Origin of the sequence: uncultured Erythrobacter sp., from assembly GCF_947502395.1 — a bacterium.
Lineage (GTDB): Bacteria > Pseudomonadota > Alphaproteobacteria > Sphingomonadales > Sphingomonadaceae > Erythrobacter.
Genome location: NZ_CANMZM010000003.1, coordinates 640923 through 659370, shown reverse-complemented (window position 1 = coordinate 659370; position 18448 = coordinate 640923). Strand labels below are relative to the sequence as shown.

18 protein-coding genes are annotated in these 18448 nt (G+C 57.8%); 5 read left to right on the top strand and 13 right to left on the bottom strand.

What is annotated here, in order from left to right:
* Window positions 1–39: 39 nt before the first annotated feature.
* Genes cobA through Q0778_RS14335 form a run of 5 tightly spaced genes read left to right on the top strand, consistent with a single transcriptional unit; the run spans window position 40 to window position 3957 of the window.
* Entirely contained in the window at window positions 40–795 is a 756-nt protein-coding gene (cobA, locus tag Q0778_RS14355) for a uroporphyrinogen-III C-methyltransferase (protein ID WP_298336993.1), read from the top strand.
* On the top strand, window positions 792–1091 hold the full coding sequence (locus tag Q0778_RS14350; RefSeq protein WP_298301746.1) for a DUF2849 domain-containing protein: 300 nt from the start codon (window positions 792–794) through the stop codon (window positions 1089–1091). The genes cobA and Q0778_RS14350 overlap by 4 nt, the downstream gene beginning before the upstream one ends.
* Window positions 1092–2723, top strand: coding sequence for a nitrite/sulfite reductase (locus tag Q0778_RS14345; RefSeq protein ID WP_298336991.1), 1632 nt, complete (start codon window positions 1092–1094; stop codon window positions 2721–2723).
* The gene (locus Q0778_RS14340) at window positions 2716–3171 is read left to right on the top strand and encodes a DUF934 domain-containing protein (protein WP_298301742.1); all 456 of its coding nucleotides are present in this window, start codon (window positions 2716–2718) and stop codon (window positions 3169–3171) included. Before Q0778_RS14345 ends, Q0778_RS14340 begins: the two co-directional genes overlap by 8 nt.
* 3 nt (window positions 3172–3174) lie before the next feature.
* Window positions 3175–3957: a phosphoadenylyl-sulfate reductase gene (locus Q0778_RS14335; RefSeq protein WP_298336989.1), complete on the top strand. Its 783-nt coding sequence runs from the start codon at window positions 3175–3177 to the stop codon at window positions 3955–3957.
* Between the two features lie 15 nt (window positions 3958–3972).
* On the opposite strand, the gene Q0778_RS14330 is transcribed toward Q0778_RS14335, so the two are convergent.
* The 13 genes from Q0778_RS14330 to murB all read right to left on the bottom strand — a co-directional run bounded on the left by Q0778_RS14330 (window position 3973) and on the right by murB (window position 18442).
* Window positions 3973–4887: an NAD(P)H-binding protein gene (locus Q0778_RS14330; RefSeq protein WP_298301737.1), complete on the bottom strand. Its 915-nt coding sequence runs from the start codon at window positions 4885–4887 to the stop codon at window positions 3973–3975.
* 10 nt (window positions 4888–4897) lie between these two features.
* On the bottom strand, window positions 4898–6019 hold the full coding sequence (gene proB / locus Q0778_RS14325) for a glutamate 5-kinase (RefSeq protein ID WP_298336987.1): 1122 nt from the start codon (window positions 6017–6019) through the stop codon (window positions 4898–4900).
* A 5-nt stretch (window positions 6020–6024) separates the two neighbouring features.
* Entirely contained in the window at window positions 6025–7083 is a 1059-nt protein-coding gene (gene obgE, locus Q0778_RS14320; protein ID WP_298336985.1) for a GTPase ObgE, read from the bottom strand.
* 112 nt (window positions 7084–7195) lie between these two features.
* Window positions 7196–8131 (bottom strand): hypothetical protein, encoded by a 936-nt coding sequence (locus tag Q0778_RS14315; protein ID WP_298336983.1) that lies wholly within the window; start codon window positions 8129–8131, stop codon window positions 7196–7198.
* A 205-nt stretch (window positions 8132–8336) separates the two neighbouring features.
* Window positions 8337–9080: a Bax inhibitor-1/YccA family protein gene (locus Q0778_RS14310; RefSeq protein WP_298301729.1), complete on the bottom strand. Its 744-nt coding sequence runs from the start codon at window positions 9078–9080 to the stop codon at window positions 8337–8339.
* A gap of 149 nt (window positions 9081–9229) precedes the next feature.
* A complete protein-coding gene (locus Q0778_RS14305) occupies window positions 9230–10042 on the bottom strand; it encodes a pyrroline-5-carboxylate reductase dimerization domain-containing protein (protein ID WP_298336981.1) in 813 nt (270 codons plus the stop codon).
* Between the two features lie 42 nt (window positions 10043–10084).
* On the bottom strand, window positions 10085–10600 hold the full coding sequence (locus Q0778_RS14300) for a YbjN domain-containing protein (protein WP_298301725.1): 516 nt from the start codon (window positions 10598–10600) through the stop codon (window positions 10085–10087).
* Between the two features lie 172 nt (window positions 10601–10772).
* Window positions 10773–12170 carry a tetratricopeptide repeat protein gene (locus tag Q0778_RS14295; protein WP_298336979.1) on the bottom strand — a complete coding sequence of 466 codons (1398 nt, stop codon included), beginning with the start codon at window positions 12168–12170 and terminating at the stop codon, window positions 10773–10775.
* Window positions 12171–12299: 129 nt separating this feature from the next.
* Window positions 12300–14045 (bottom strand): cell division protein FtsZ, encoded by a 1746-nt coding sequence (gene ftsZ, locus Q0778_RS14290; protein WP_298301721.1) that lies wholly within the window; start codon window positions 14043–14045, stop codon window positions 12300–12302.
* A gap of 183 nt (window positions 14046–14228) precedes the next feature.
* Window positions 14229–15566 (bottom strand): cell division protein FtsA, encoded by a 1338-nt coding sequence (gene ftsA, locus Q0778_RS14285; RefSeq protein WP_298336977.1) that lies wholly within the window; start codon window positions 15564–15566, stop codon window positions 14229–14231.
* Window positions 15566–16483 carry an FtsQ-type POTRA domain-containing protein gene (locus tag Q0778_RS14280; protein ID WP_298336975.1) on the bottom strand — a complete coding sequence of 306 codons (918 nt, stop codon included), beginning with the start codon at window positions 16481–16483 and terminating at the stop codon, window positions 15566–15568. Before Q0778_RS14280 ends, ftsA begins: the two co-directional genes overlap by 1 nt.
* Window positions 16476–17459, bottom strand: a complete 984-nt coding sequence (locus Q0778_RS14275; protein WP_298303355.1) for a D-alanine--D-alanine ligase — start codon at window positions 17457–17459, stop codon at window positions 16476–16478. The genes Q0778_RS14280 and Q0778_RS14275 overlap by 8 nt, the downstream gene beginning before the upstream one ends.
* The gene (gene murB, locus Q0778_RS14270; protein ID WP_298336972.1) at window positions 17459–18442 is read right to left on the bottom strand and encodes a UDP-N-acetylmuramate dehydrogenase; all 984 of its coding nucleotides are present in this window, start codon (window positions 18440–18442) and stop codon (window positions 17459–17461) included. The genes Q0778_RS14275 and murB overlap by 1 nt, the downstream gene beginning before the upstream one ends.
* Between the last annotated feature and the right edge of the window lie 6 nt (window positions 18443–18448).

The window sequence follows — 18448 nt, the reverse complement described above, 5'->3', positions numbered from 1 at the left end:
TCGCTGGAACTCGCTCCATGTCCCAGCCATTTGGTTGGCATGGAAACTGGAACCATCTTTCTTGTGGGTGCTGGCCCGGGTGATCCCGACCTTTTGACCCTGCGCGCGGCGCGCTTGATCGAGAGCGCTGAGGTGATTGTCCACGATGGCCTCATCAGCCCTGAGGTCATGGCCATGACACGCCCTGATGCACGGCTTATCTCGGTTGCGAAGAAGCGCGCCCGGCACACTTTACCGCAGGATGACATCAACCTGCTGCTCGTACGTTTGGCGCAAAATGGTCAGGATGTAGTGCGCCTTAAAGGCGGTGACCCGCTGATCTTTGGGCGCGGCGGCGAAGAAGCCGAACTTGCCAAGGCTCACGGCGTGAAGGTTGAGATTGTGCCGGGTATTTCTGCGGCCAATGGCATGGCGGCGGCCACGGGCATCCCCCTTACCCACCGCGACGCAGCCAGCATTGTCAGCTTTGTTGCGGGCCAGTGCAAAGGGCTCTCCGATCAGGATTGGTCGGGCCTTGCGGGCAAAGGGCGCACGTTGGTGATATATATGGGGGTCAAAACCGCGCCTCAGATCGCTGAAAAGCTTATGACTGACGGCCTCACCCCCGATGTTCCCGTTGCTGTGGTCGAGAATGCCGCACGCAAGGAGATGCGCGTTGTGCGCGGACCATTGGCCGGTCTCCCTAACCTCGTTTCGGACCACAAGATCAAGTCCCCAGCCATTATCGTCATAGGTGACGTGACGGCGCGCGAAGACGCGCATTTGGCGCAAATTGTAGTGGAGACGCATCAATGAGAGTGCTCACCGGAAACGATCTGAAAACCGGCGATGTCATCTGGTGGACCGGCGAAGGCTGGTCGCGCCATGTCGATGCAGCCGCCGACGCGGGCGAAACGGCCGAGCAAGTGCTCGCCGCAGAAGAAGCCGCCCTTCGCGTCAATGTGCCCTACGTGATCGACGCTGCCCGCGAGGCCGATGGCAGTGTGCGCCCGGCCCATATCAAGGACCGCATCCGCGCCCTTGGCCCCACGGTGCGGCCTGACCTCACTCTCAAACCCAAAGACCCCGAAGCTTTGGATTGGATTATCTGAATGTATAAATACGATTCATATGACCAAGCGATGGTCGATGCGCGTGTCGAGGAATTCCGCGACCAAGCCCGCCGGCGCCTTGAAGGTTCGCTTTCAGAGGACGAGTTCAAGCCGCTGCGCTTGATGAACGGGCTCTATCTGCAACTTCACGCCTATATGCTGCGCGTTGCCATCCCCTATGGCACTTTGAACAGTGAGCAGATGAGCGTGCTGGGCGATATCGCGGACAAATATGACCGCGGCTATGGCCACTTCACCACCCGTCAGAACCTGCAATACAATTGGATCAAGCTAGAAGACACCGCCGACATCTTGGCAGACCTCGCCAAGGTTGAGATGCATGCAATCCAAACAAGCGGCAATTGCATCCGCAACATCTCATCCGATCACTTCGCAGGCGCGAGCCACGATGAGCTGGTAGACCCGCGTCCCTATGCCGAGCTTATGCGCCAATGGTCGAGTTTCCATCCGGAGTTCACTTACCTCCCGCGCAAGTTCAAAATCTGCGTGATCGCGTCTGAGAAAGACCGCGCGGCCATGCGCCTTCACGATATTGGCGTGCAGATTGTGAAGAATGAGACGGGCGAGATCGGCGCGCGTTTCTATGCCGGTGGCGGCATGGGCCGCACCCCGATGATCGCACCGATGATCCGCGAGTTTGTGCCGCTGGATCAGCTGATCACTTATGCTGAGGCGTGTTTGCGCGTCTACAACCGCTATGGCCGCCGCGACAATAAGTACAAAGCGCGCATCAAAATCCTCGTCCATGAGCTGGGCCGCGACGAATACGTCCGTCAGGTCGAAGAAGAGTTTGCGCATATGCTCGAGCAAGGCGTTGAGCCCCCGCTTGAAGAAATCGCGCGTATAAAGCCATTCTTCGCCGATCCAGCATTTGAAGACGGCCCCAAGCAGGTGGACCGTTCGGATCCCGATTTTGCTCTGTGGGTGGATCGCAACACCAATCGCCACAAGCATGACAGCTATGTCAGCGCGGTGATCTCATTGAAGCCCGTTGGCGGCATTCCAGGTGATGCGACGGGCGATCAAATGCGTCTGATGGCGAAGCTCGCCAAGCAGTATAGCTTTGACGAATTGCGCATCATGCACACGCAAAACGTGGTGCTACCGCATGTGAAGATCGGTGATCTCCACGCGCTTTGGACTGAGCTTGAGGCCGCTGGCCTAGGTTCGCCCAACCTCGACACCATCGAAGACATGATCGCGTGCCCCGGCCTCGATTATTGCGCGCTCGCCAATGCGCGTTCAATCCCGCTGGCACAGCGTATCTCTGAGCGTTTCGATGCATCGGGCAAGACTGAAAAGCTAGGCGAATTGAAGCTCAAGATCTCCGGCTGCATCAACGCCTGCGGGCATCACCACGCAGGGCACATCGGCATTCTGGGTGTCGATAAGAAGGGTCTGGAAAACTACCAGTTGTCCCTCGGTGGCTCTGAGGCAGAAGACACTTCGCTCGCCAAGATCACCGGACCTGGCTTCACCGAAGACGGTGTAATCGAAGCCGTCGACAAAGTGACCGACGTCTATCTCGATCAACGCGAGGGCGAAGAACGTTTCCTCGACACATACCGCCGCATCGGCATGGCCCCGTTTAAGGAGGCGCTTTATGGATAACGCACTCGGCAAAAGCCCGGATGAGGTGCAATTCCGCTTCCGCAATGACGAGATGGTGGACCACGCCGCTGTCACCGTCGATTCCTGCTGTGATCAGACCAATGCGACCGCCGTCCGGATTGAACCAGGCGATGATGCGCGTGTGCTGTTGCCCTTCCTTGATCGTCTTGCCCTGATCGAGGTCAACTTTCCCGCCTTTGGTGATGGACGCGGCTATTCCTCAGCCCGCATCCTGCGCGAAGCAGGTTTCACCGGCGAACTGCGCGCGGTGGGCGATGTTGGGATCGACCAACTCAGCCACATGCGCCGTTGCGGTTTTGACGCCTTTGCGCCCGACAAACCCCTCAATGAAGAAGACGCGAAGCGCGCCTTTGCCACTTGGGAAAACGTATATCAGGCAACAATCGATGGCCGCCAGACAATCCCCCAAATCCGGCACGGAGGCTGAACCATGACCAAGCAAGAATCCCCCGCCGCCATGGAAGAGCGGAAGATCGACACTCTCGATGTGTCCCCCCGCTTTACCGAGCACGATGCCGTGCGCCTCAATCGCATGTTCCGCGGCTCTTCAACGCAGGAAATGCTCAAGGGGGTGATCGAGGGATCTTTGGCTGGCGATGTTGCCACTGTCTCCAGCTTTGGTGCAGAAAGCGTTGTTTTGCTTCACCTTCTGGCCGAAGTTGACCGCAATATCCCAGTGCTCTTCCTTGAAACCGGAAAGCATTTTGCCGAAACAATCGAATATCGCGATGCGGTGGTGGAGCGCCTTGGCCTCACCAATTTGCAAGTGCTGACGCCTGATGAGGCGGACCTTGCCAAAAAGGATGAAACGGGCCTTCGCTGGTCCTACGACCCTGATGGTTGCTGCGAAATTCGCAAGGTAAAGCCGCTGGAAAAGGCGCTTGCCAAGTTCGATGCAAGCGTCACCGGTCGCAAGAGTTTTCAATCAGCAACCCGCGCAAACCTGCCCCGTTTTGAGGTGGACACCTCCGATGCAGCTGGTCGCCTCAAGATCAACCCGCTGATCGATTGGTCGGCCGAAGATATCGCCGCTTACCTCGAAGAGCATAACCTCCCCCGCCACCCACTGGTCGCGCGCGGTTTCCCAAGCATTGGCTGCGAACCATGCACCCACAAGGTCGCGCCCGGAGAGGACCCACGTTCAGGCCGCTGGAAAGGCTGGGACAAGACCGAATGCGGCATCCATAAGCCGGGCGAGGAACCGTTCCTTTAAGGCGCGCGCTCGTCGTTAAAGCCAGCCTTGGCTTTTGTACCATTCAGCCGTCATCTTCATGCCCGCTTCGCCGTCCCAAACCGCTTGCCAAACCGAAATCGGCGGGGCTTTGCGCAGGTCGCACACCCAATCCTTGTGGAGCATATAGCCGACACGGTCTTCGGTGAGCTTCGCCTTGCCGCCGCGAAGGAATCCATCGAGCTTTGCGCCCCATTGCATGATGGCAGGAGGAAGCGGCGCGGCTATCGCATGGGGGTTGCCCACTGCCTCGCCGATCATCTTGGCCAGTTCCTTGTGAGTATAACCATAGGCGTTGTCATCCCATGGCTCATACATCTGCCCCTTTGTCTTAGGATCGGCAGGCACGAGCGCCACCAAAAGTCGCGCCAGATCCTCAACATGGATAAGCGAGCTTGCGCCTTCAGGCGGAACCGGGACAACGCCCAGTTTGGCCGCTTTGAAGAGGTCGAGATAATCCTTGTCGCCCGGACCATAGACTCCGGGGGGGCGCACAATGGTCCAGTTGAGGCCACTATCCTCCACCAGCTTCTCCGCGCGAGCCTTAGAGGCGCCATAGGCTGAGAGATCGGGCTTGCGCGCCGATAGTGACGAGACGAAAACAAAGCGTTCTAGTCCCGCATTCTGCGCAGCGTTGAGCATGTTGGCAGTGCCAGTGACATTCGCCGCTTCAAACCGCCCTGGATTTGGCGTGTTGGTGAGCCCCGCGATATGGATCACCGCGTCACAACCTTGGACGAGCTCTTCCAAAGAAGAGGCGGTGTCGAGCGCCCCCGAAACCCACTCCACCCCATCGCGGGGCGCAGCAGGACGGCGCGTCAGCGCGCGAACCTTCATCGCTTTGTGCAAAACGACATCGAGCGTTGCCTTGCCGACAAATCCAGTGGCTCCGGTGATTGCTACTTTAGTCATTCGCCCAATCTCATTCATGCACCATATGATCACGGTGGACGACAGCAGCACGCGGGGCATAGCCTAGCTTTGCCTCTTGTTCACCACCTTGAAGGCCCAGAATAGCCCGGCATTCTTCAGAAGAATACTCGACAAGTCCCTGCCCCAGCCGTTCGCCCTTGGGACCGTGAAGGCTGACCAAAGCGCCACGTGCAAACTCACCTTCGACCTCTGTAAGGCCAGCAGCAAGCAAGCTCGCCCCATCTTGGAGAGCGCTCACACAGCCCGCATCCACCGTCAGCACGCCTTCCAGTGCCAATCGTCCGCCTAGCCAGCTCTTGCGCGCATTGTCGCTGCGCACGGGCAGAAAGATCGTACCCCGGTTCGCCTCAACCGCGCGGGTGATGGGCGACGGCTCAGTGCCGTTGATAATCGCCAAAGCAATCCCGGCACGCTCAGCAATGCGAGCGGCCTGAAGCTTGGAAAGCATACCGCCCGAACCCATGCCTGACGAACTGTCGCTGGTCGCCATAGCGATGATTTCGGGTGTGACGCCCTCGACCCGTTCAATCAGAACCGCACCCTCTTCGTTGGGTGGCTTGTCATAAAGCCCGTCGACATCCGAAAGCAGCAGCACCGCATCGGCATTGCCCGCCTGCGCCACACGGGCGGCGAGCCGGTCATTGTCGCCAAAACGGATTTCTTCTGTCGCAACGCTGTCGTTTTCATTCACCACTGGCACCGCGCCCGCTTCCAACAGGCGGTCCAGCGTGGCAGCCGCATTGAGATAGCGGCGGCGGTCTTCGAGATCGTCCAATGTGACGAGCATTTGTGCCGCCACCAGATCATGCTCACCCAGCACATCGGCCCAAAGCTGGGCGAGCGCCACTTGCCCAACCGAAGCCGCCGCTTGCGCATCTGAAAGGCTCGCACGCCCGCCTTTAGGAAGCCCCAAGCGTGATGCCCCCAGAGCAATTGCGCCTGAACTTACAACAATAATCTGAGCACCGGTTAGGCGAAGCTGTGCCAAGTCCTTGGCAAGCGATCTTATCAGAGCGGTGTCCGGCTTTCCATCGCGCACCAAAAGCGCGCTGCCGACTTTGAGGACCAGTCGCTTGGCCCTAGAAATATCACTTAATGACTCTGTTGCCATTAGCTTTAGATCGGCGACCATTCGCCGCCGTCCTCAGCCGTTTCCTCCACCTCTACAGCTTTGGTCTCAGTCGAAGTGCGTTCGGGCAGGTACGCAAGCACTGCGTCGAGCAGTCCCTCAATCCCCTCCCCGCTTGCACCTGATACGGTAAAGACCTTGTCCGCACCGGCTCTGAGGAGTTCTTCGGAGAAGGCCTCAGCCAATTCAGCATCTGCCAAGTCCAGCTTGTTCAGTGCCACCAGTTGCGGCTTGTCTTCAAGTTCAGCACCGTAGGCCGCAAGTTCTTCGCGCACGACACGCATGGCTTCAACCGGATCTTCGCCCGCGATATCGATCAGATGGATGAGCACTCTGCAACGCTCGATATGGCCCAAGAAACGGTCACCAATACCTGCGCCATCCGCCGCACCCTCAATCAGGCCCGGAATGTCCGCAAGAACAAACTCGCGCCCTTTGTGACGCACCACGCCAAGCTTAGGAATGAGGGTGGTAAAGGCATAATGTCCAACCTTAGCGCCCGCGTTCGAAACTGCGTTGATAAAGGTCGACTTACCTGCATTGGGAAGACCCACCAGCCCCACGTCGGCAAGCAATTTCAGACGCAACCAAACCCACATTTCTTCAGAAGGTTCGCCCGGCTGATGCTGGCGCGGCGCGCGATTAGTGGAGCTTTTGTAAGACGCATTGCCGCGCCCGCCCATTCCACCTTCCAGGAAGATTTCGCGCTGACCCACCTCGGTGAAATCGGCGAGCACCTCTTCCTTATCTTCAGACAGAACCTGGGTGCCCACGGGCACCGCGATCACGAGATCCTTGGCGCTGGCACCTGTCTTGTCCTTTCCTTGACCATGTGCGCCGCGCTTGGCCTTGAAATGCTGCGAATAGCGAAAGTCGATCAGCGTGTTGAGGCCGGCCACGGCCTCAAGAACGATATCACCACCCTTGCCGCCATTGCCGCCATCCGGGCCGCCATATTCGATGTATTTCTCGCGCCGGAAAGAGACCGCGCCCGGTCCGCCCGCGCCCGATTGCAAATAAACTTTGGCCTGATCAAGAAAGTGCATGTGAGAAAAGCCTCGAAAACCCGAAGAGCATCTGCCCCTCGGGCTGACAACAGGCTCCCATTAGGCCGATAAGGCCTACGGGACAAGCCGATCGGACCGTCGCAGGATCAGCCTAGCTTGACCCACTTCCCTGCGCATCGCTAACGACTGGTTGTGTGACGGGCTGCGAAACGAAATTCTCTTCGACCGGGACGACAGGAACATCTGCACCTGTCGCGTGGTCGGACACAGCTCCTACCGCAGAGGTCGGTTCAGCAAGCGTCGAAGCGGGATCGCTTTCCGCGCTCGGCACGACCACACCGTTCCTCCTGGCTTCTTGAACCGCAACCCAGCCGGGCTGGGAAGCACCGTAACGGTCGCCATATTCTGCATCCCAGCGCGCAGAAAGATTCTGATACTGCTCGTAATCAGAGAAGAAGGCCTCGAACGGGGCGGTGAGTAGATCAAAATTCTCATTGGCGAATGCAACAGGATCGCTTGGCGGTGCCGCAAGAGCTCGGTTCGATACGTCAAGAGCCGCGCGGCAAAATCCAGCACGTGCGGGCGGAAGAGCAAAATAGTTGTAAACCGCCGTCATGCGCTCCTCGCGCTCAAGGATTCCGGCGCGCCTTGCACCCATTTTGTTGCGATAATTGCGCTCAATCCGGTCATTAACGCGTTTGAGGCCGCGAGCATGGTCGCTGATATAGGCGCTGTAAGCAGTAAGGATAGGTTGATATTGTGGCGCTGTGCAATTCAAGGCAGCAACGTTCCAGGCAGAACGGAAGTGCCAGACTTGCTCGTCATCTGAAACGCCGCTGATGATCGTCATTCTCTGCCCGTATTGATCCTTTTCTGGCATCTGCATCACATAGGATGCACCGCCAGGAGGCAATGGACGATATGGGATACGCTCCGCCACCGGAGCAGGAGGGGGCGGCGGAGGAGGAGGCAAAGGTGCTGGTGTTGTACAGGCTCCCAAAAGTGAGACGGCAGCGGCAACCATGGTGATCTTTACAGGTGAACAGACTGTCTTCGCCAGTTCGGAAGTGGAGGTCTTTTTTTTCATATCTTTGTTATTGTCCCTTGCCCGTCTTTTATAGCACCCACGACATAATGCTCTGTCAGCACCGCGAGTTCAATGCACTTGGGCTCAAACGAGCTTGCCAAACCCCCTATTAATCGCGCCTTGCTATGCCAAAAGAAATGCCCGGAGCCTATGGTAGGGCTCCGGGCATTCCGGTGTTTCGACAAATATGTGCTGGGTTAGGCCACTATTCGCGGCTGCCCAGGAAGTTGAGCAGGAACATGAACATGTTCACGAAGTCGAGATAGAGGCTGGTTGCGCCCATAATCACGGCCTTACCCATGAACTCCGTGCCGCGCAGGTACTGATAATCGTTCTTCAGGCGTTGAGTGTCGTAGGCGGTAAGACCTGCGAAGATCAGCACGCCAAGGCCGCTGATCACGAAAGCCAACGGGCCCGAACCAATGAACATGTTGGCGATGCTTGCAACGATTAGACCAATCACACCCATGATCAAGAAAGTGCCGAAGCCCGACAGGTCTTTCTTGGTAGTGTAGCCAAACAGCGAAAGCCCAGTGAAAGCCGCAGCGGTTGCGAAGAAGGTTACTGCGATGGACTCCCCGGTGAACACCAGGAAGATCGTCGACATTGACAGACCCATTACGGTTGCGAATGCCCAAAACACGATTTGGAGCGTGCCGTAACTCATCTTGTGCAGACCAAAGCTCATCGCAAGGATGAAGCCTAGCGGTGCGAGCGACACAATCCACATCAGCGGACCGCTTGCAAACGCATAAGCGAGACCCGTTGCCGCGGCGCCCGCCGCAACGATACCGGTCAGCAACACAGCCGAGGCCATGTAGTTGTAAATTGAGAGCATGTAGGAACGCAGACCTTCATCATAGGTTTCGCGTCCTGCAACATCACCGCCTGCTCGCGGCACAGAGCCGAAAGCAGAACGAGATTGCTGCGTGTCTTTCCAATCAGACATTTTGGATCCCTTTTGTCTCCAATGGTAGCGCGGAGATACGCGCCTTCTACGTCACAATATTGGCAGTTTGCGAGCGGTTTTCAAGCGAAACCAGTACCAATTCGACGAATGTTGTTCATATTTGGCCGATTAATAATTAACAAAGCGTATCAATCTGCACTCGCAGATAGTTGAGTGCCCCGCTCTGCAGTGGCTTTTAGGGTTTTGGTGAGCAACTCTACAAGCGCCTTGTCGTCGTCCAGCACGTTTAATCCTTCGCGGGTCATCCCGCCAGGGCTTGCGACTTGATCAGCGAGCGTGCCCGGAGCAACCTCGGCGTTTGCGGCCAATGATGACGCACCATCAACGGTGGCCAGAGCAAGCGAAGTTGCTTGGTCTGCGTCGAGTCCCAGGCTTCGCCCTGCTTCAGCAAGAGCGTCGATAAAGCGATAGACAAAACCAGGTCCTGACCCCGCTAGCGCCGTCACCAGGTCAAACTTTGCCTCATTCTCAAGCCAGATCGCTGTGCCAAGTTGATCGAAATGAACAAAGGCATTTTCACGCCCAACAGCCGAGAGACCCGTTTCAATCAATATGATCGGTGACTTGTTTATGCGGGCCACGAGATTAGGCATCACCCGAATGTGCGCAGGGGCGTTTGGGAATGCCCTCTCAAGCTGTGCGAGAGTCAGCCCTGCAAGCAGTGAATAGACCGCAACACCCTCACCCGTAAGGCTTTGGAGCCCCGGAGCGAGCGCACTCAACTGCTGTGGTTTGAAGCCCAAAAGGACAGCATCGTGCCCTCCGGTCGCCTCGGCTTGTGCCACATCCCGGTAAAGCGCGACACCATCAGGAGCACTTTCAAGCGCCGGATCAAGGATCGAAAAACGCGCCGGATCGAGGCCAGCCGCAAGCCATCCAGCAAGCATTGCTCCGCCCATATTGCCGCAGCCAATAATCAGAAGGTGATTGATCTGTCCCATGATAGCCCTTTCAATTGCGCCGGGCTGATGGGCCCAAAATGGTCAGGCCTCACCCGCTGCGTCAACCATCGCCGCATCAAGCGCCGCTCGCGGGCTTTTGTCACCCCACAGTACGAATTGGAACGCCGGATAGAAGCGATCGCATTCATCAATGGCATTCTCAACCAGGGATTGTGCCTGCTGGATTGAGAGCATGCCATCATCACCCAAAAGCGCTCCATGTCGATAAATCAGCACATCACCTTGTGACCAAATGTCAAAGTGCCCTAGCCAAACCTGTTCGTTGACGAGACTTAAGAGCTCATACGCGCTGTGTTTCTTTTCGGAAGTCACTCGAATGTCGGGCAAACATAGAAACTGCAGCACATTGTCCGCTGCCCGCCAGATCGCACGCAGCTGATATTTTGCCCAGCTGCCCTGAACCTCTCCGACAAGTTCGTCTTCGGAAACGACCTCGCTTTCCCATCCGCGCGCTTCAAAAAGAGCGGCGAGCATCTCAATCGGTGCCGCATCATCGTCAGAGATGAATTCTGGTTCGCGAGGTCTCACAGGCGACATCCAAATGCGCGCATGACGTGGGTTAGGGGAAGAGGGGGTTTTCTTTGCATCGAATGGACAAATGCACGCACGCACACCCACTTGGCAATCCGCCGCAGCCCCAAGTCTTGGGGAGAACCGCTCTGCCTTGTTCAAACCCTGTGCACAGAAAGCCGGGGAAGAATGTAAAATATCAGTTAAGTACTTTAATTTCAGTACCTTCTGGGCTTGTGAATGTGAAAGTCTCAATGCCCTTCTCGCTCAAAGCGTTGACCAGACGACGCGCTTCACGGTTGTTTTCAAGCGGCCCTGCGAGCAAGCGGTTGGCTTGACCCCATGGCGTCACGTGCGGCTCAAAGGTACCGAGCAAATCAGGGGCTCGGCGCGAAAAACGTCGCCAGTCAAATCCCAGCGCATCTACATCTCGGCCAGTGGCAAGTTGTACCCAGATGCGGCGAGGATGTTCGGGTTCAGCTGGTTCCGGCGCCGCCTCGCGCGGAACATCGAGCTCAGCGATATTGACCGCATCTTGCGGTCGTCCCGCTTCCGGCATCTCCGCACCGCTCAAATCAGCAAACGCATCGACAACGCTGCTGGAAGGCTGAGTTGAGCTCGTTTCTGGTGCGGCTGCTCCTGTTGGCTGACCAGTCTCGCGGGTCGCAACTTGAGGGAGACTTGCGTCTTGAACGGTTTGCGTTGGCTCGGGTGGCACTTCCGATACTGGGGCACCCAGCGGTTCACCTACGGGCTCCAACAAAGACCCACTTGCGCCCTCACGAGCAAAACGAGCGATGCGCGGATCTTCGCGGCCAATATCTGCAGCACGTGGGAAGATGCCCAGATTGGCAGCAGCCGCTTGCTGAGCAGGGGTCAGTCGCGGCATATAGGCCAGATACGGATTGATCCGTGCCGCCAGATCGGGCGGCATGACGCTGTTGACGATGCCTTCCGCACGCTCCTGCTCGCCAAGAATCGCAAGGCCAAAAGCGCGGGCGCGGAATGCCGCTACATCGCGCGCCTCAAGGAGCGGGGCAAGCGTTTCCTGAAATCCGGCCGAATTGCCCGAAATCGCCTGGCTGATGGCAAGGCGGCGGCGCAATTCATCGTCTTGCGGGCTGAGCTCAAGCGCGGCAGCGTAAGCTGATTGTGCCGCCTCCTGATCTCCGACCAAGTCATAGGCCAAGGCGCGCGGGCCCAGAACATCGCTCCGCGCAGCACCCGCGTTTTGTGCCTCTTCCAAGAGCGGAAGCGCCTCTACCGGTCGTCCCGAGCGCAGATACACGCGCGCCAATCCAAGTTTGATGCGCGAGTCCGACGGATCCAACTCGGCGGCGCTCCCATAAAAGCCAATCGCGGCGTCAAGGTCTTGGACTGCGAGTGACGCATCTCCTGCTTCGAGAAGAGCTGGAACGCTTCTTGGGCTCCGGGCTAGCTCCAACAGAGCGCGGTTGAGCCTTTGCACTTCGGAAGATGGCAGAGGCTGCACCACCTCGCGCGAAGTCGAGTTTTGCGCGTGGACGGTGGGAGACGATAGCAAAGCCAGCGAGGCAACAAAGGCACTGCCAAAAACAGGTGTAAGAGAACGTGTCACGGGAACCGGCGTTAACAGGAGAAGGAGAACTTCGAAAAGCCCTGTTCACTTATCACGCGGCGCGATCAAGACAAATGGTATCGCTCAGCCGATGGACTGAGGTACCGGGTACCACACAGTCGCTCGTCATTACTGGTTGTTTTGACGTCCGAGGAAACGCGGAATCGACAAGGCGGGCGCGTCATCTCCATCATCATCGTCATCTTCCTCATCGTCAGAAGAGGTTGAAGAGCGTGAGAGATTGGCCATGCGCTCAAACAGTGTCGCACCCGCGCCAGAACCACCATTTCCATCGCCACCAGAATTGCCGCCGCCTGAATCACTGCCAGATGGTGCGGAATCAACTGAGCTGTCACCGTTCTTGGCTTCAACTGGCTCATTGCGCTCAGCAAGGCGGTCCGCATCAGCAAGAAGATCATCGCCGCCAGATTTGTCGGTCGAGTCTTGAGCGGCCGCCCACTGTACGGAAGTTCCCTCCTCGGGCGCCGCTTCCTCTTGGAATTCAGCGCCTAGGTCGAGTGTTTCGTCGCCGCCGCCAACGATCAAATCCGCGTCCTCATCGTCGGCACCGCGCAATCCAGCTAATGGGTCGATAATCTCATCAACGTCATCGCCCGAATCGCCCATGTCATCCCCAGCCTGCATGCCGGAGAGATCAAACGGTTCTGATTCTGAATCTTCGGATGCCTTTGGTTCCTCCGCCTCTGGCTCAGAAAAACCCGCAGCCGAGCTGGGAACCGCCGGAATGCGCGAAGCCATTTGTGTTGGCACTTCCTGCGATTCAGAAGCCGTTTTTTCAGCCGCATCATCGCTAGCTTCGCATTCACCAACCAGGTCGAGCACTGGCCGCTTGGGAGGACGTGAGGCTGTGAAGGCAGCCGGCACAGCGCGCGGAGCTTCCGCACCCGCGGCATGTTCAATGCCTGTAGCGACAACAGAAATGCGGATTTTCTGGTCCATGTCTGGGTTAAACGCACTGCCCCAGATGATGTTTGCGTCTTCATCGACCAAATCACGAATGTAGTTGGCCGCTTCGTCGAGCTCCATTAACGTCATATCTTCGCCGCCGATGATCGAAATGATCACACCGCGCGCGCCCTGCATGCTCACACCGTCGAGCAACGGGTTGGCGATGGCTTGTTCGGCGGCGTTAAGTGCGCGGTTTTCACCCTCGCCCTCGCCTGTGCCCATCATCGCTTTACCCATTTCGCTCATCACAGCGCGGATGTCAGCAAAGTCGAGATTGATCAGCCCCGGATTGACGATCAGATCGGTGATCGAGCGTACTCCCTGCTGGAGCACTTCATCAGCCAGTTGGAACGCCTGCTTGAAGGTCGTCTCTGGCTTGGCGACAAGGAACAGGTTCTGGTTTGGAATTACAATCAGCGTGTCGACGTGTTCTTGAAGCTCGGCAATGCCAGCTTCGGCTGCACGCATGCGGCGTGTACCTTCGAACAGGAAGGGCTTGGTCACTACGCCAACGGTGAGCACGCCTTTGCGCCGCGCAGCTTCCGCAATAACGGGCGCTGCGCCTGTACCGGTGCCGCCGCCCATTCCGGCTGCGATAAAGACCATGTTGACGCCTTCGAGCGCCTCTTCGATCTGGGAGACAGTTTCTTCCGCCGCTGCCTTACCCACTTCGGGACGCGCACCAGCACCAAGGCCGCCAGTGATATCCGGACCGAGTTGAATGCGGGTCTCTGCCGGAGAAGTGCTGAGCGCCTGTGCGTCCGTATTGGCAACCAGAAACTCAACGCCCTCGATCTCACTCTCGATCATATTGGAGATCGCGTTTCCACCCGCGCCTCCAATTCCGATCACTGTGATCCGTGGGCGGAGTTCGTCCGTCGCAGCTGGTCCGATATTGATGCTCATGGCCTTAATCCTCCAGACCTCAGGGTGTAATCCATACACGTCCGCCCCAAGGTTAGATGTGTGTGACACATTCGTGATGCGTCCGTTACAGTTAATACTTCATTATCCACAGTGTGCATGTAAAAACCAAGTTTCATCTTTTTACACGAACAAGTGCCAAATCTTTGAAATGCGGTGCCATTTCTAAAAATTCTCTCTGAGTGCACGCCAGAGCCTTGAAATCCCGGCGAACAGATTAACAGAACCGCTGAATTCGTGCGTATTGCTATAGCGGGAGCCCACGGCGCGGATATCCACCGGGTCCACTGCTGCATAAAGACACAGACCCGCAAGACCGGAGAAACCCGGGGTCGCGTGGGCTTCGGGCAATCCCGTAAGCTCAGAGGCTCGGCCAATGCGCACGGGCATGGCCAGTGCGCTCTGCGCAAACTCAGCCAACCCCGCGAGCTCCGCGCCGCCACCGGTCAATACGACCTGTCCTCCACGAACACCTGCGAAACCAAGCTCTTTAAGGGCCTTGCCGATCTCGCGGGTGAGTTGCGATTGGCTCTGGGTGATGACCGAGATAAGGTCCGCGCGCGCGATCCGGTTCTTATCGTCCGCACCGCGAGCATTGGCCCCTCCAACAGCGCCGCCTTCGGCTTCGTTGGGACCATGAACGGGGATCATTTCACGGTGATCGCTGGGTGATGCAATGGCTGAACCAGAGACGCATTTAAGACGCTCAGCCTGGAACCGGCGAATGCCAAAGGCACCCGCAACCGCATCGGTAATGTCACCAGAACCCAATGGAATGGACCTCAGGCCCAACAGCATGCCCGCGGCAAAAACCGAAACATTGGTAACATCGGAACCGATCTCCACCAAAGCCACGCCCAAATCGCGTTCTTCCTCAGTCAGACAAGCATAGCCCGAGGCAAGCGGTGCCGCGACCACTGCCTCAACCTCAAGATGCGCATTCTGCACAGCTTCCATGAGGTTGCGAACCGGTGCGCCATCGGCGAGCATGACATGGATATCGACGCCCAATCGCTCGGCGTGAAGGCCAAGCGGGTTGGCCACGCCATGCGCCCCATCGAGTGTGTAATGTGCTGGGATTGCGTGCAGCACGCTGCGTCCGTCCGGGTCGATCCGATCGCGCGCTTCGAGCAAGAGGTGTTCGATATCCTCCTCCTCAATCCGGCGACCGCCGATATCAATTTCAACCTTGGAAATCTGGCTCTTGAGACCTGCACCAGCACAGGCGATCCAGACGCTTTGGACATTGGTGCCCGCATTCTTTTCGGCCCTCTCCACTGCATCGCGAATGGCGTAGGTGGCCGCGTTCATATCGGTGATGTAGCCCCGCTTCACACCATTGCTGGCTCGATGGCCAGAGCCCAGTACAACCAGATCACCTGTCTCAGTCTCACCCATGATCATCGCGGAGATCCGGAATGAACCGACGTTGACCGCGCCAAGCACCTTGGCAAGGCGCGCCTTTGAAGGGATAGATTTGGCGGCTGTCTTGTTGCGGGCCATTAGGGGTTCCCTGTGCTGTTATCGGCCAGTTCAACCGCATCGGCACGGCCCGGCACGCGCATGTATATCCGTGGCGGGCTACGCATATCGAAGGTCGCCACTTGCCCACCGATCAAGCGGTTCTGACCATCCATGCGCGCAAACTTGACCAAAGCATTGGCAGAGGTTTCAGCGCCTTCCGGCAGGGCCAGCACTTGTCCACTTTTGAAGGTTAGATTCCAACGACGATTGCCAACCCACTCAACCGCTACGATCTGAGGGCCTAAGGCAGGAGCCGCCGCGAGTAATGTCTCTAACGGCGCGACTTGTTTTGACGCGCCCGGCCCCAAGATTCGCATCTTGTCACCGGTCTTGCCCTTGGCTACTGGCTCCAACTCGACCCCTTCGGCATCGATCAGCATCAGCCGATCGGGCTTTTCAAGCACTGCATGAGGCTCTCGCTCGACAATATCGATGACGAGTGTTGCGGGAAGCTGGACCGAAACGCGCGCGTCTTTGACCCATGGAAGCTCACGCAGTTCCTCGCGCAATGCCTCCAATTCGACTGTTGGCATAGGGCGATCTTTTTGCGCCAGCGCGCGGGCATAGATTTGCTGTTCATCCATGCGGTCCGTGCCGGTTACGCGCACATGTTTGACTTCGAAGCCTGCGTCAGCAGCAAGCACGGCGACCTGCGCCTTAGCCATAGCCGGGACACCTGCAAGATTGGCTATCACGAAGGCGAGGCCGACCGCGCCGCCGATGATCATCGTGAGCCAAATCGTGCTCCACTGCTTTTCTGTGAAAGGCAGCACGCCCATGATTGAGTCGATTATGCCGCCCGTAGTTGCCTTGGCGCGGCGCGCGCTGGCGGCACGGCTCTGCGACTTGGCCGCGCGGCGAACGCCCTTGCCGCTCGAACGCTTGATCCTAGCCATGAGCGTCCTCCCGTTGTTTGAGCTTGTCCGCATGAACCCTCAGAGCTTCCATCACGATCAGCTCAACCAGTTCAGCATATCCAATGTCGGCCGCCCGCGCCTGTTCAGGCACCAGGCTCAACGGAGTCATGCCTGGCTGCGTGTTGGTCTCGAGAACGAAAAGGCCCTCTTCGCCCAGCTCCTCATCCCAGCGAAAATCGGTGCGGCTGGTGCCGTGACATCCAAGGACTTTGTGCGCCTTGAGAGCGTAGTCTTCACACAATGCTGCAATTGTGGGCGGGACTTTCGCTGGGCACACATGCTGCGTACGCCCTTCGGTGTATTTGTGCTCGTAGTCGTAGAAACCGCTTTCGATGATGAGTTCGGTCACGCCTAAAGCCTTTGCCCCCGAAGCTCCGTCGATCACCGCCGTGGTCAGCTCGCGCCCTTTGATGAAAGGTTCAGCGAGCAGCTTGTCAAACTCCTGCCATGGGCCCTTTGCGCTGCGGGCAATCGGATTGCCGACATTGCTGTCCTCGGTGATGATGGCAACGCCTACCGAAGAGCCTTCATTGACAGGTTTGAGCACGTAGGGGCGCGGTAGCGGATCGCGCGCATGCAATTCCTCACAAGGCACAATCCGTCCGCCGGGCATAGGAATACCATGCGGGGTGAGCGCCTGTTTGGTAAGCTGTTTGTCGATGGCAATGACAGAGGTTGCGAGCCCGGAGTGGGTATAGGGAATACCCATTAAGTCGAGCATGCCCTGCACGCTGCCATCTTCTCCGGGCACTCCATGAAGGGCGTTGAACACCACATCTGGCTTGGCCTCGGCAATCCGCTGCGCCACATCGCGGTCCATATCGACCTGGGTCACACGGTGCCCGTTCATCTCCAACGCATCGGCAATGCCTGCACCGGACATGAGAGAGACTTCCCGCTCATTCGCCCAGCCACCCATTAGGACGACGACGTGCAATGGGTCTTTCAGGGCCATCATGGCCGCCCAACCCGGCGGATTTCCCACTCTAGCTGAATGCCCGAATTGGCGTAGACTTTCTCGCGCACCAGCTCGCCCAGCTCCTCGATATCCGTCGAGGTTGCTGTACCCGTATTGATGAGGAAATTGCAGTGCTTGTCGCTGACCTGTGCCCCGCCGTGGGTAAACCCGCGAAGCCCAGCATCATCGATCAGCTTCCAGCTCGAATGGCCTTCCGGGTTCTTGAAGGTCGAGCCGCCGGTCATCGATCCGATGGGCTGCGATTCTTTGCGCTGGTTCGAGATGCGAGCCATGTCGGTCTTGATCTCTTTAGGGTCTCCGGGAAAACCCTCAAACCGCACTGCGACGACCACTGCACCTTCTGGCAGGGCCGAATGGCGGTAGGAATATTGGAGGTCGGCATTGGTAAGCGTCACAAACTCGCCGCCGGGCAGGATTACGTCGCAATCGACCAGCACATCACACGTCTCGCGGCCATAGCATCCGCCGTTCATCCTGGTCACGCCACCAACAGAGCCGGGAATGCCGATAAAGAAGCGCAGGCCATCAATGCTGGCCTTCGCAGCACGCCGGGCGAGCACGCTCGCAGGAGCAAAAGCACCAGCTTGCAAAGTGGTCTCGCCGGTCACTTTGACGTCTGCAAATGGCGCGCCCAGCTTGATGACCACCCCGGGTACTCCGCCATCGCGAATAATCATGTTGGAGCCCACGCCCAATGGCATCACGGGGATGCTGGGGTCGAGCGCTTCGAGAAAGGTTCTAAGGTCCTCCAGATCGGCGGGTTCAAACAACCAATCGACATTGCCCCCGCTCTTGAACCACACGTGCTTGGCCAATGGCGCATCTTTGGTGAGCTTTCCACGAACGATGTCGGTGGGAACTGGCGCAGCCACGCTGCCCTCGACCGTGCAAGTCGGCGCGCGACCATCGTCCATATCGTTCCAGTCGCCAGCTTGCTTATAGGGCTGATTGCTATTCATCTGAGA